This is a genomic window from Simiduia agarivorans SA1 = DSM 21679 (genome assembly GCF_000305785.2).
Lineage (GTDB): Bacteria > Pseudomonadota > Gammaproteobacteria > Pseudomonadales > Cellvibrionaceae > Simiduia > Simiduia agarivorans.
This window is the reverse complement of sequence record NC_018868.3, coordinates 1,021,864-1,035,000: the sequence shown is the minus strand read 5'-3', so window position 1 is coordinate 1,035,000 and position 13,137 is coordinate 1,021,864. Positions and strand designations below refer to the sequence as shown.

Here is a 13,137-nt window from a genome sequence, read left to right as displayed (position 1 = left end):
GTATGTTTGAGGTTCTAACGTCGGCCCGTTATCCGGGTTGCGGACAGTGCATGGTGGGCAGTTTGACTGGGGCGGTCTCCTCCCAAAGAGTAACGGAGGAGCACGAAGGTTGGCTAATCCTGGTCGGAAATCAGGAGTTTAGTGTAATGGCACAAGCCAGCTTGACTGCGAGACTGACACGTCGAGCAGGTACGAAAGTAGGTCATAGTGATCCGGTGGTTCTGTATGGAAGGGCCATCGCTCAACGGATAAAAGGTACTCCGGGGATAACAGGCTGATACCGCCCAAGAGTTCACATCGACGGCGGTGTTTGGCACCTCGATGTCGGCTCATCACATCCTGGGGCTGAAGCCGGTCCCAAGGGTATGGCTGTTCGCCATTTAAAGTGGTACGCGAGCTGGGTTTAGAACGTCGTGAGACAGTTCGGTCCCTATCTGCCGTGGGCGTTGGAGATTTGAGAAGAGTTGCTCCTAGTACGAGAGGACCGGAGTGAACGAACCTCTGGTGTTCGGGTTGTCATGCCAATGGCATTGCCCGGTAGCTATGTTCGGACGGGATAACCGCTGAAAGCATCTAAGCGGGAAGCCTCCTTCAAGATAAGATCTCCCTGGGGCCTTGAGCCCCCTAAAGAGCCGTTGAAGACTACGACGTTGATAGGTTGGGTGTGGAAGCGCTGTGAGGCGTTGAGCTAACCAATACTAATTGCTCGTGAGGCTTGACCATATAACAGAGATGATTGTATGGATTTAATCCTTCAACAAAGCTGGATAAGATGTCGCGAAGCTGAGAGGCCAAGTGAAGAGAAACATCTGTCTCAGTCAGCAAAGACTTTGCATTTACAACCCTATTTGATTGTGTGATGAGGCCCTGAAATATCAGATAAGACCAGCCACAGATCAAACCAGTTTGCTTGACGACCATAGCGAGTTGGAACCACCTGATCCCATTCCGAACTCAGTAGTGAAACGACTTAGCGCCGATGGTAGTGTGGGGTCTCCCCATGTGAGAGTAGGACATCGTCAAGCTTCTAAAAAAGAAAACCCCCGCTGGGACACCAGCGGGGGTTTTGTTTTTTAGAATACGTTGTTTTAGTTTCACTACAAAGGCTCATGTGACGCAGCCTGTGCCGCAGGCACGGCGGAGGGGCGCCCCAGCGTCGCGAAGCGATTGCGAGCACTGCTCGCAACCCAATGTAGCGGATGGCCGCCCCGAACCTCGTCAAGTCGCAGCGGCGAACCGTTCTAATTAAAACGCCCGATAGGTGATCCTATCGGGCGTTTTTCTTTGTCTGCGAAAAAGGTGGGCGATGTCCTACTCCCGCCTGGGGAACCCCCTCTCTTTACCTTGTGGGGCCGCTGACGCGGTCCGGCCGTCGGCGGATGGCCGCCCCGCATTGCCTCCGGCGCTCCACAATGCAGGCTGCTAATCGCAGCCTAAACACATTGTTCCGCCCCCATGTGAGAGCGTGCCATTAGATGGTTTGGATGGTAATCACGCCTCGCAGCCTGCGCTGCTGGCGGAAGCAGGGTGCATACCCGTAGGGTGGGTTGAGCGATAGCGTAACCCACCAATCAAGCTTGCAGATTGCACGCGATAACAAAGACCACAAAAACAAAAAAGCCCAGCCGTTACCCGGTTGGGCTTTCCTTTTTCTGGAGACTAGAGACTAGAGACTAGAGACTAGAGACTAGAGACTAGAGACTATCCCTCAGCAACAACCCCCACCGGTACCCGCCTTGGTTGTTTCAGTATCGTAAGGCAACGCCGTCCCACAGCCATCAAAAATACCGTAATGGGTATCCCAGTTTCCGATGAACTCAAAATGTGTTTTGAATCGGGTGTCGTGCAGCATGCGGTAGGTGTTGCCGCAGACGGGGAAGACTTTGCCCTTGGGTATGTGGTGGTGTTTGTCGAGGGTGAAGCTGTTGGGATGGTGGTCGAGGGTGCCTTTGTAGATGACGGCCTGGCCGTAGTCTTCACAGAAGGGTTCGAGACCGTCGATTTTGAACAGGCGGTAGGTGGCTGAGAAAAAGCGGATATCACCACATTTGGCCTGCAGTGCAGGGTTATCGATGGTGATGACCGAATCCTTTACCAGCCGGGGGTCGGTAAAACCGCAGGCTTTGGCGGTGTTATGAAAATCGTTCCAGTAAAACGCGCCGGATAAACACTCACCGTAGAGTATTGGGTCCTGAGCCAAGTCCGTCGGGATTCTCCGGTCGGCATAGACGTCGGAAAAGTACATTTCACCGCCGGGTTTCAGCAGGCGATAGGCTTGTCTCAATACGCCTGGCTTATCTTCGCACAGGTTGATAACGCAGTTGGAAACGATCACATCAACGCTGTTTTCGGGTAAATCCAGCTGGTCCAGTTGTTCTAGCTCACCCTTGATAAAACGGACATTGGGGGCAGAAAAACCGAATGCCTGTTGGTGGAATTCAATATGGCGGTTGGCAATGGCCAGTTGTTCATCGGTCATATCCACGCCGATTACCTGGCCTGCCTCACCCACCAAAGCCGACAGGGCATAGCAGTCCCGGCCGGCCCCCGATCCCAAGTCCAGGATGGTGCATCCGCTGATGTGTTCGGGCGCGACCAGGCCACAGCCATAGTAGCGGCTGTGAACCTCATCATGAATCAGGCCCAGGATAGGCTTCAGGTAGCCCGGCATGCTTTCGTCGGTGCAGCAGGCATTGGTTTGCAGGTCGTCAGAGTGTTTCAGCTGTTGGCCATAGTAGTCTTTAACGGCGTCCTTCATTCATGCTCCGGAATCGATGTGCTTTAGGTAGCGAAAGAGCCCCTCGCTGGGGTGTTGTTACAAAATGACACGAGCAATGGGTGGTCATATCTAGTGAAAAAGCATGGTTTTTGCTCTTATGTCGGAAAACTATGGGGTTTGATCGGCAAGGTCACGTCTAGACTTAAGTGCCAACTTGGCACTTCGATCAACATCACTATGGTGATGATAACAATAAAACAATAGTGGGGCTTACCTATGACAAAGAAACCTCTGGCAATTGCGACCTGTATTGCGGCAGCACTGATCACCCAGGCTGCCAGCGCGGAAGAGCGCTACATCGTCAAATTCAAAGAAGGCAAAGGTAAAGCAGCGCAGGTATTGGCTGAGAAAATGGGCGGTAAAAAGCTGGTAGGCCTTGAGCGTCAGAACGCCATGGCAATGACACTACCGACTAACGCCATGAACGGTCTTACAAAAAGCGGGTTGGTGGAGTTTGTCGAAGAAGACGTAAAGCGCTTCCCGATGGCACAAGCCGCGCCCTATGGCATTGCCATGGTGCAGGCGGATCAACTGAGCGATGGCCTGGCGGGCAACCGCACCGTGTGTATTATCGACTCGGGTTATAACTTAGGGCATCCGGACCTGCAGACCAGCCTGGTCAGTGGTCACAGTGATCCGGGTGGCGCAGGAAACTGGTACGAAGACCAAAATCACCATGGCACCCACGTCGCCGGCACCATAGCCGCGCTCAACAATAACGAAGGCGTGGTAGGCGTATTGCCTAACGGCAACCTCAAGCTCTACATCGTTAAAGTTTTTGATGCCAACGGCTGGGCCTATTCTTCCAGTCTGGTGGACGCATTAAACCGGTGTGAAAGCGCTGGCGCCAATGTGGTTAACATGAGCCTTGGTGGCAGCTTTAAAAGCCGGACCGAGGAGCGGGCCTTCAATGATGCCAACAGCCGCGGTGTTCTGAGTATTGCGGCCGCAGGCAATGACGGCAATACCCGCCATTCCTACCCGGCGTCTTACAGTTCTGTGGTGTCGGTTGCAGCCATAGACCAGAACAAAGTAGTCGCTGATTTTTCCCAACAAACGGACCAGGTCGAGCTGGCGGCACCCGGCGTGGGTGTGGTCTCTACAGTGCCTGATCAGGCGGGCACTGAGACGGCGGTGACCGTGGCGGGCGCAGGTGTAGACAGCCTGGGCATGGATGGCTCACCGCAAGGGACCGGATCCGGCGCGTTGATGGATTGTGGTCTGGGGGAGGCCGTGTGCAGCAACGCCAATGGCAAAGTCTGTCTTATAGAGCGCGGCAATATTGCCTTCGCTGACAAGGTTCTGGCGTGTGAAAATGGCGGCGGAGTGGCGGCCATTATCTACAACAATACCACCGGACCGTTGAGTGGAACCTTGGGTGAAACCTCCACATCCATTCCGTCGGTAGGGATTACAGCAGCGGATGGCGCGTCGCTCAAAAACCAACTGGGCGCCAATGCCAGTGTCAGCGTATCGCCCAGCGATTATGCCGCATACGATGGCACGTCGATGGCAACACCCCATGTGGCCGGTGTAGCGGCATTGGTTTGGAGCCACCACAGCAGCTGCAGCAATGAGCAGATACGTTCAGCCTTGCGCGCTACCGCGCAGGACCTGGGTGTTGCTGGTCGCGATAATGCCTACGGCTATGGCCTGGTACAAGCGCTCGCTGCCAAGACCTACCTGGATACTCACGGCTGTAGTGGTGATGGCTCGGGTGGTGGCAATGGTGGCGGCAACGGCGGTTGTAAAGGTGGCCCCAAAAAGTGTGGTTAAACCTTTAACAACTTGAGTCAGTCACAAAAGAGGCGCCCTGGCGCCTCTTTTGTTATTGGATTGTCATTTTTCGGTCAAGAAAACGTCATCTTGATGATCTAGCGTATCCAGACTCCAAGAGTGCAGGATTCCAATATGATCAACATCGAACAATCGGTTGGCGCACGGGTGCCCTGGATTGCGAATAGTACGGCCATCGTTAAAAAACCGGCGTTCGGATTGCTTCGCAGACTGGTTCATGAAAATGAAATAAATCAGTTTCTTGAGCAACACAGTGCGCTCCGTAATTTCAGTTTCATCGACAAGATCTTTGACTACTTCAATTTCAGTTATTCGCTGTCGGCAAAAAGTCGATCCAATATCCCGGCCGAGGGCCGGGTCGTCATAATTGCCAATCACCCCATTGGTTCGTTGGATGGTCTGGCCCTTTTACGCGCAGTAGGCGAGATACGGTCCGATGTAAAAATTGTCGCGAATAATGTACTGACATCGTTTGACCAATTACAGGATCTTCTGCTGCCACTCGACAATATGGGTCGCAGTGGTTATCGGAAAAGCTACCGTTTAATCGTTCAGGCGCTTGAGCAAGATCAGGCCGTTATCGTGTTTCCTGCAGGAGAAGTCAGCCGGGTGAGCCCGACGGGTATCAAAGATGGAAAATGGCAAACCGGGTTCCTGCATTTCGTGCGCAAAACCGGTGCAAATATTCTTCCGGTTCATATCGATGCCAAGAATTCGGCATTGTTCTATAGTCTCTCGGCTATTTATAAGCCTTTGAGCACCCTGTGGTTGGCGAGGGAAATGTTCAACAAGCACCACACGGATATCCATTTCACCGTAGGGGATCCGATTCTCGCGTCGGCAGTAGATTCTGTCCAGGTGGCAGATCGTCATTTGTGTAAGCGCCTTAAAAAGTACTTGTACAAACTGGGCAAAGGAAAAGCAACGGGCTTTGTAACGGAGAAAACGGTGGCACACCCGGAGTCCCAGCATAAAGTTAAATCGGAGCTGGAAGCACAGGTGATGTTGGGTAAAACCCGGGATGAAAAAATAATCTATCTGAGTGATTATCACGAGGATTCCAGCTTATTCCGGGAGCTGGGTCGGCTTCGTGAAATGACATTTCGCCGGGTGGGTGAAGGGACGGGGTCCCGGCGTGATCTGGATAAATATGATCGCAATTACCAGCACTTGATTTTGTGGGATAACCATCAGGTACAGATCGCTGGTGCTTATCGCTTTGGCGACTGCCGTTCGATTATCAAACAGCAGGGCGTGTCTGGTCTTTATACCAGTGAATTATTCAACTTCCAGACCGCGGCACTGCCGCTATTGGATCAGTCCATTGAGCTGGGCCGTAGTTTTGTGGCGCCAGCTTATTGGGGTAAAAACAGTCTGGATTATCTGTGGCAAGGATTGGGCGCGATGCTCAAACAGCGCGATGACGTGCGTTACCTGATTGGGCCGGTATCCATGAGTGCGGATATTCCAAGGCACCTGCGCGATCGCTTGGTGTATCACTACCGTCATTTTCACGCCTCGGTGAATCCATTGGCCATCAGTAAAACACCTTACCGGTTGGATCGGACCATTCAGGATGCGCTCGATCTGGAAATGGCGGAATGTGACCGGGAGCTGAGCTTTCGGCGTTTGCAAGCAGTGTTTCAGCAGGAGAATTGTAAACTGCCCGTACTTTTTAAACAGTATGCGGCGTTGTTCGATGAGGGCGGTTTTGAATTGCTGGATTTTGGTGTTGATGCCAGCTTTGGCGACTGCATTGATGGTTTATTTATTGCGGATCTCACGAAACTGAAGCCGGCAAAGCGTCATCGGTATCTGGGTGATTAGCGTTTAAGAATGTGTTCTTAAGGGGAGCACAGGGTATTCGAAAGGAGCTGCGGCTCCTTTTTTAATCTAAGCGGATTAGTACGCGCGAGTGCCTGCTATTGGATCTATTGTGAAATCCAATCCTGGTTCATGGTCTGTGTAAAAAATCCGGAGCGTATGAGGCAGTGCATTTCAATGCCTGCGGGCGCAAACAAGGGAACGAGACAATGAACATAAAACACGTGGTTGCACTGGCAGCATTGCCGCTGGTTCTGGCCGGCTGTCCTTTCGATGATGACGACGATAATGAGATTACAGAAGTGCCGGTGGAAGCACCCGCCGAACCAGCTGCAGTCCGGGTTTTTCACGCATCTCCGGATGCCCCTGCTGTAAATCTGATAGTGGCCGGCAGCGAAGCGGCGGGCGGATTGGATTTTTCCCAGTCGACCGGTGTGTTATCGCTTGATGCAGGTACCTACAGCGTGGCAGTCGACGGTATTTTACCAGCGGGCACGGCGACCGTTATCGGCCCCGTGGATCTGGATCTGGCGCAAGGGGTGAGTTACGACGTCATTGCAGTGAACAGCGTGGCTGAGATTGAGCCGCTGGTCATTGCGGACGAAGGCGAGTTAAGTGATAGCACCGCAGTGCGCGTGCGCGTGGCACACCTGGCTGCAGCGGCACCCGAAGTGGATGTCTTTGTTACCGAGCCCGGCGCTGATCTTACGGCTGCAGACCCGCTGGGGCGCTTCTCGTTCAAAGAAGTATTAGGCCCTGTCGAAGTCCCGGCGGCTGATTACCAGGTCCGCGTGGCGTTGACCGACGGCACCGTCGTGTATGACTCCGGTACTGTGGCCTTGGCTGCGGGCAAGGATTTGCTGATCGGTGCCATCCCGACCTTCCGTTCAGGTGATGCGCCCATCAAGTTAGCGGTGCTGGATGGCGACGATGTGGTCATTATTCACGATGCGAACGATGGTGCTAACCTCAGGGTCGTGCACGATTCCGCCGATGCGCCGGCCGTGGACGTTATTTTGAACGACAGCATGACGCCCGCAATTGAAGATCTCGCGTTTCCCGATGTTGTTGGTTATGTGAACCTTGCGGCAGGGAGCTACGATATCTCCGTTAATGCGGCGAATACCACCACTACCGTGATCGATGCAGACGGGGTAGCGCTAGCCAATGGCGCAAGCTACACGGTTATCGCGCTGGGTGAGTTGAGCGCCATTGAACCTTTAGTGTTGGAAGACAACGAGCGTCGCGTGGCCACCGAAGCGCGGGTGCGTCTGATTCACGGTTCTACCCTGGCGGGCGATGTGGACATATACGTGGTTGCCCCCATGGCAGACATCACCGCAGCGACCCCCGCGTTTGAGGATGTACCTTTCAAGGCGGAGACGGGTTATGTCAGCCTTGCGGAAGGCGAATATGATGTGGTCATTACCCCAGCCGACCAGCCCACGTCAGAGGCCATTCGGGTAACGGTGAACCTGACAGCCGGAGAAATCTATACCGCTATCGCCCGGGATGGGGCAGGGCTCACCACGCCATTGTCCGTTATCGGTTTGGATGGTCTGGCCAACTAACGCAAGCATCTGTGTCCTTTCCCCCAAAAGGGCGCGTTGTTACACACAAAAAGCCGACGTGATCGTCGGCTTTTTTTATGGCGCAGTAATTGCTTTGACTTCAGTGTCCAAGTAATGATTTATGGGGTAAGGGTGTGAGATTAATAAAATGCAGTGCAGTTCTCAGCGCAATGATGCTGGTGTTGGCGACGCCAACGGTAATGGCCGCCAATGGCTTGTCTGAAGAAGAGGCACTGTCATTGGCTGCAGATCTTATGCTGATCAAGTTCGAAAACCGCGTAGACCAGTGCGAGAAGATGGGCGCAAAGAACATGGCGGGTTTGTACGATGCGCTGCGCCTTGCAGGCGCTCGTCGCACTGATGTATTGCCGGTGAAATCCACGCAAATGATTGAGCGTGCCAAGCAAAGCTATCGCACCGGCTTGGCCCAATTGCCCGTGTCCCGGCCTGAAAAAGCCGACCATGTGGCGTTGATTTGTGACCGGACCTATAACCAATTAGCGGAACTGGATAGCAGTGGTCTGTTAAAGCTGGCTGAGCGCGGTGTGGCTGAATTTGGCCTGAGATGAGTTTCGCCTAGCAAAAAGTGCCCCGCAATGGTGCGGGGCGGTTTTATTTGGTGCAATTTGCGGCGCGAGCGGGATTACGCGTCTGGCCAGAGGTAATCGGTAAATTGTGTTCGCAAATCTTTTTTGCTGATTTTACCGGTGGCGGTATGGGGGAGCTCCGTCACGAATTCGCAGGCTTCCGGTATCCACCATTTGGCCACTTTGCCCTCAAAAAATTGCAGCAATTCGGCTTTGTCGGGCTGACTACCGGCTTTTGGTACTACCACGAGTAACGGACGTTCGGTCCATTTTGGGTGGCTGACGCCAATCACCGCGGCCTCTGCGACCGCCGGATGCAGCATCGCAGTATTTTCGAGCTCTATGGACGATATCCATTCGCCGCCAGACTTGATCACGTCCTTGGTCCGGTCGGTAATGGTCATATAGCCTTCGGGATCCATGCTGGCCACATCGCCGGTTTCGAACCAACCATCGGCATCGGTGGCATCCGCCTCTGCCTTGAAGTAGCGCTGGATAATCCAGGGCCCGCGTACTTTTACGCTGCCTGAAGACTTGCCATCCCAAGGCAGTTCATTGTTATTGTCATCGACAATTTTAATCTCTACGCCATAGGCCGGGCGGCCCTGGTTCAGTTTGACTTTGGTTTTTTCGTCTTCGCTCCATTCCAACATATGCGGCTTTAACGTGTTGTAGGTGCCAAGGGGGCTCATTTCCGTCATGCCCCAGGCGTGGTGCACTTCCACGCCGTATTTCTCGCGGAAATTATCAAAGATCGGTTGTGGGCAAGCTGCGCCACCGGTGGTGACACGCTTCAGGGTGGGGACCTTGAGCTTGTTCTGATCCAGATAATTGAGCAGTGCCAGCCACACTGTCGGCACTCCGGCGGACGTGGTGACTTTTTCTTCGTTAATCAACCGGCAGAGGGTTTCGCCGTCGCCCATTTTCGGCCCCGGCATGACTAATTTTGCGCCAATCATCGGGCAGGTGTAGACAAGGCCCCAACCGTTGACGTGAAACATGGGCACAATCGGCAGCACCACGTCGCGGACCGAAATGCCGAACACATCGGGCATGGCCGTGGCGTAGGTATGCAAAATGGTAGTGCGATGGGAATACAGTACACCTTTGGGATTGCCGGTGGTGCCGGACGTGTAGCACAGTGCACTGGCCTGGTTTTCATCCAGCGTCGGCCACTCGAATTCGGTGCTTTCCTTACCGATCAGGGTCTCATAGCAGTGCAGGTTGGGTAGCGTGCTGGCGGTGGGCATGTGGGCTTCATCGGTGAGTACGATATAGCCTTTCACCCGCGGCAGAGCCGGCGCGAGTTTTTCCAGCAAGGGCACAAACATAACATCGATAAATACGAACTTGTCTTCGGCGTGATCGATGATGTATTGCAACTGCTCGGGAAACAGGCGGGGGTTCACCGTGTGGCACACCATGCCGGAACAGGAGATCGCGTAATAGAGTTCCAGATGGCGGTAATCATTCCAGGCCAGCGTTCCGATGACGTCGCCATCTTCACAGCCCAGTTTCTTCAGCGCGTTGGCCAGCTTGCGCACCCGTTGGAAGGCGTCCGCATAGGTGTAACGGTGCAGGGGGTTATCTGCGGTGACGCTAACGATTTCCGATCTGGCATACACCTTTTCGGCAAACTGCAGAATCGATGTGGTGGTGAGCGGCATATTCATCATCTGGCCTAGCATTGGGGGTCCTCGCTTTTTGCTCTGTTTGTTATAGGTTTGACCAGAAAGTACTGGCAGGATTCATTGCTCACAAGTGAGACCGCGGGTTTTGGCATCAAATGTTAAATATTACTCCACCAGTTTCACCCATTCGCCGGGGCTGGGTTGGCCGCGGGGGTAGTCCCCGTTGAGGAGTCTGAGTTGATCGGCACCATCGGGCCCCAGACGCCCGTGTTGGGCCAACGCTTCATAGCTCGTATTGGCATTGGCGACCACATAACGAATGCGCTTGGAGCTGCCTTTAGGCGGCGCTATGGCGGGTTGGAAGCTGGTGATGATGGACTTAAAGCCTTCATCGTCGGGTTTATCGGTAACCGCGCCCTCGAAATGATAGGCGCGGTTACCCTGAAACAGGACGGCGACGCGCTGTGGCGCCTTGCCTTCCGAAGCAGGAACAACGCCGGTATGGCCCACAAGGCCGAACTGTTGGAGCGGCTCCGACTCGTGTAACAGCCCTGCATTCAGCTGTTCGCGCAGGTACTGGCTGGGTTCCATGGGCACCCTGAGCACGGCGATCCCGAGTGTGAGCGCCGTGTGTTTGTCAGACGGGGCCACGACCAGCGCGTTGCGTTGGTTCTCTACCGACCAGCCCTCCGGGTGGACAAAGGTGAAACCCAGCTTGCTGTGAATGTAGCGATTTTCCTGCCCGGGAATTTTCATGTCGTAGTTGACGCCCACCACCATGCCGTTGGTGCGTTGACGGAACTCGGTGGTATTGAGCGAACCCTGTTGATCATCCGGAAGTGTGCCTGCAGTGGCAATGACTTCCTGCAGGCGCTGATCGTTGCGCGGGTGGGTGGAAAACACACCGTGATAGCTCTTGGGTTTCTTGCCGTCTTCACGGGCTTTGCGGCGGGCGTATTTCTCCTGGTCTTTGAGTACGCCGATAACATCGATCATGGCCTGGGGGTCATAGCCGGCTGCATAGAGGTATTTGGCACCAAAACTGTCGGCCTCTAATTCCATGTCCCGGCCGTAACCGGACACGGCTGCACCGGTGACCAGGTCAGCGGTGTCGCCCACCACCATACTGCCGGTGGTGATGACAGCGGCAATGGACACTGCGCCGGCACCTTTCTGTGCCGCATCCTGCCTGACGGTATGCCGTGCGGTGACATGCGCGATTTCGTGCGCCAATACGGCCGCCAACTGGGCTTCGTTTTGCAGGTAACCGATCAGTCCGCGATTGATATAAATAAATCCGCCGGGGGCTGCAAAGGCATTGATGTCGGGACTGTCGATGATGGTGAAGGTGTAGTTCAGGTTGGGGCGATCGCTGACTTTTGCCAGCGCCTGACCGATATTTTCAATGTACGCCTGCAGCGCCGGGTCCTGATAGATCGGCATCGAGGCCATGAGTTGTTCGTGTAACTCTTGGCCCTTTTCTATTTCTCCCTCTTCGCTCATGAACACAAAGTCAGGGGTGCCGGTGGCGGGATTGATTGCACATCCGGCGATGCCCGCTAGCAGGGCAATTAACACAAGTGGGCGGGTAGCTCGGGTGAACATAGCGTTTATCCTTCAGCTATCGGGCTTTAAAAATTTGCGCAGCTGGGTGCCCAGGCCTTCGCAGGCGCCTGCCTGTACCCGTGCGATTAACGGAATCGGTACTACGATGGCGGGCATGTAGGACGTGCCGGAGGCATCGGCGCTGATTTTGCCCACCACTTTACCAGTATCGAAATCCCAGATGGTCGCTTCATAATCGGACTCTTTATCCCAGGTACCGAAGCCAAAGCAACCGGCCCCGCCGGGGCCAACGGAGCAGCCAATGGAGCCCGCACTGTTTGTGGTTTCTGTGTGGCCGTCAATCCAGATAATGTAGTGCACACCGTAGTCGCGTAAAACGCGCGCCACGTCGTCCCGCTGGGCCACACGGTTCAATGAACGCACCGACATGGGTGCAATTCTGGGTTCAAACCAGGGGTACAACCGGTTGACGAACTCCAACTCGGGAATCACCCGGATGCCCGATCCGCCGGAGGCAATTTCCTCGCCGATACACTGCACGAGATCCGGTTCCGTTTCATAGTCACTGGAGTGACGACGCCCAAGAATCACCACACTGTCGGAGGCATCCAGATTGGCATTGCCACGTTTGAATTCATCCACCGTAACGGATGTGCAGGCAATGGTCAGCAGGGGCAACAATAAACACAGCCATCTCATTCCGCTGACTCCTGTGGGGCATTGTCGTTGGCCGGTAGCGGCGCTTTGGCCTGGCGCGGTGTGTCGAGCCAGGCCCTGATCTCAGGCACCCGCTCAAAACCGGTGATAAAACTTGCGCCCGCATCGCGCAAGGCCATGATCACCGCCTGGTTTAACGCGTCATCTTCCGATTTCAGAAATGCCGTGGGGGTTTTGCCGTATGCGGGCATCACCCAGTCGGCGAGCATCGCGCCCTCATTGGTGTAGACCTGAATCGAGTACTTGATCCAGACCTCAAAAATATTGACTTTGGTTTCGCGCGGCATTGCGTACTGGAATTCCCTGATTCTGGGCAGTATGACCAGGTCCACATCGGCCGGTGTATTGGTTTCGGGTAAATCCGCCAGTGGTGTCACTTCCCGGAACATGGCGGTGAGCAAGGTATCCAGCAGCTTTTGCTGGGCGCCGCCGGTACCAATGGTCCATTTCAGGCGGTCTTTGGACTTTTCTTCGTATTGAAATGTCTGAAAGCGGGGATTGTTGACCACGCCAATGCGCAGATCGTGCTGATCTACCAGTGGGGTGGGAAACTCACCTTGCACCGTGACCTTGCCTGCGCAACCCGTCAGTACTATCGCGCCTATCACGAAATAAAACAGGGCAGAGGGCAGGCCGGTAAATGTCATTATAGGTTCCTCACTTTA

General features: G+C 54.4%; 9 protein-coding genes and 2 rRNA genes (1 of these 11 only partly in view). 6 read left to right on the top strand and 5 right to left on the bottom strand.

Going from position 1 to position 13,137, the window contains the following annotated elements; translation table 11 throughout:
• Together M5M_RS04660 and rrf are read left to right on the top strand one after the other, a co-directional pair.
• Positions 1–723: ribosomal RNA gene (locus M5M_RS04660) — 23S ribosomal RNA — on the top strand; it begins 2,164 nt to the left of the window's first position.
• 186 nt (positions 724–909) lie between these two features.
• Positions 910–1,025 (top strand): 5S ribosomal RNA (rrf, locus tag M5M_RS04655).
• A 683-nt stretch (positions 1,026–1,708) separates the two neighbouring features.
• On the opposite strand, the gene M5M_RS04650 is transcribed toward rrf, so the two are convergent.
• A complete protein-coding gene (locus M5M_RS04650; protein ID WP_015046314.1) occupies positions 1,709–2,758 on the bottom strand; it encodes a methyltransferase domain-containing protein in 1,050 nt (349 codons plus the stop codon).
• A 237-nt stretch (positions 2,759–2,995) separates the two neighbouring features.
• Here M5M_RS04650 and M5M_RS20950 point away from each other — a divergent pair, with 237 nt between their 5' ends.
• The 4 genes from M5M_RS20950 (at position 2,996) to M5M_RS04630 (ending at position 8,540) form a co-directional block, all read left to right on the top strand.
• The gene (locus M5M_RS20950) at positions 2,996–4,555 is read left to right on the top strand and encodes a S8 family serine peptidase (RefSeq protein ID WP_015046313.1); all 1,560 of its coding nucleotides are present in this window, start codon (positions 2,996–2,998) and stop codon (positions 4,553–4,555) included.
• A gap of 135 nt (positions 4,556–4,690) precedes the next feature.
• The gene (gene olsF, locus M5M_RS04640; RefSeq protein ID WP_015046312.1) at positions 4,691–6,403 is read left to right on the top strand and encodes a bifunctional ornithine lipid synthase OlsF; all 1,713 of its coding nucleotides are present in this window, start codon (positions 4,691–4,693) and stop codon (positions 6,401–6,403) included.
• Between the two features lie 206 nt (positions 6,404–6,609).
• Entirely contained in the window at positions 6,610–7,971 is a 1,362-nt protein-coding gene (locus tag M5M_RS04635; RefSeq protein ID WP_015046311.1) for a DUF4397 domain-containing protein, read from the top strand.
• 134 nt (positions 7,972–8,105) lie between these two features.
• The gene (locus M5M_RS04630) at positions 8,106–8,540 is read left to right on the top strand and encodes a hypothetical protein (RefSeq protein WP_144062391.1); all 435 of its coding nucleotides are present in this window, start codon (positions 8,106–8,108) and stop codon (positions 8,538–8,540) included.
• Positions 8,541–8,614: 74 nt separating this feature from the next.
• Here the strand turns inward: M5M_RS04630 and M5M_RS04625 are convergent, their stop codons facing one another.
• The 4 genes from M5M_RS04625 to M5M_RS04610 form a co-directional block, all read right to left on the bottom strand.
• On the bottom strand, positions 8,615–10,246 hold the full coding sequence (locus tag M5M_RS04625; protein WP_016389219.1) for a 3-(methylthio)propionyl-CoA ligase: 1,632 nt from the start codon (positions 10,244–10,246) through the stop codon (positions 8,615–8,617).
• Between the two features lie 108 nt (positions 10,247–10,354).
• On the bottom strand, positions 10,355–11,794 hold the full coding sequence (locus M5M_RS04620; RefSeq protein ID WP_015046308.1) for a M48 family metalloprotease: 1,440 nt from the start codon (positions 11,792–11,794) through the stop codon (positions 10,355–10,357).
• A gap of 12 nt (positions 11,795–11,806) precedes the next feature.
• The gene (locus tag M5M_RS04615) at positions 11,807–12,454 is read right to left on the bottom strand and encodes a hypothetical protein (RefSeq protein WP_015046307.1); all 648 of its coding nucleotides are present in this window, start codon (positions 12,452–12,454) and stop codon (positions 11,807–11,809) included.
• Complete coding sequence (locus M5M_RS04610; protein WP_015046306.1) at positions 12,451–13,119, bottom strand: hypothetical protein; 669 nt, start codon at positions 13,117–13,119, stop codon at positions 12,451–12,453. Before M5M_RS04610 ends, M5M_RS04615 begins: the two co-directional genes overlap by 4 nt.
• Positions 13,120–13,137 lie beyond the last annotated feature (18 nt).

Bases quoted from the DNA above. Each gene is read 5' to 3' on its own strand.
- M5M_RS04650 (WP_015046314.1), bottom strand. From the start codon at position 2,758: ATGAAGGACGCCGTTAAAGACTACTATGGCCAACAGCTGAAACACTCT.
- M5M_RS20950 (WP_015046313.1), top strand. From the start codon at position 2,996: ATGACAAAGAAACCTCTGGCAATTGCGACCTGTATTGCGGCAGCACTG.
- olsF (WP_015046312.1), top strand. From the start codon at position 4,691: ATGATCAACATCGAACAATCGGTTGGCGCACGGGTGCCCTGGATTGCG.
- M5M_RS04635 (WP_015046311.1), top strand. From the start codon at position 6,610: ATGAACATAAAACACGTGGTTGCACTGGCAGCATTGCCGCTGGTTCTG.
- M5M_RS04625 (WP_016389219.1), bottom strand. From the start codon at position 10,246: ATGCTAGGCCAGATGATGAATATGCCGCTCACCACCACATCGATTCTG.
- M5M_RS04620 (WP_015046308.1), bottom strand. From the start codon at position 11,794: ATGTTCACCCGAGCTACCCGCCCACTTGTGTTAATTGCCCTGCTAGCG.
- M5M_RS04615 (WP_015046307.1), bottom strand. From the start codon at position 12,454: ATGAGATGGCTGTGTTTATTGTTGCCCCTGCTGACCATTGCCTGCACA.
- M5M_RS04610 (WP_015046306.1), bottom strand. From the start codon at position 13,119: ATGACATTTACCGGCCTGCCCTCTGCCCTGTTTTATTTCGTGATAGGC.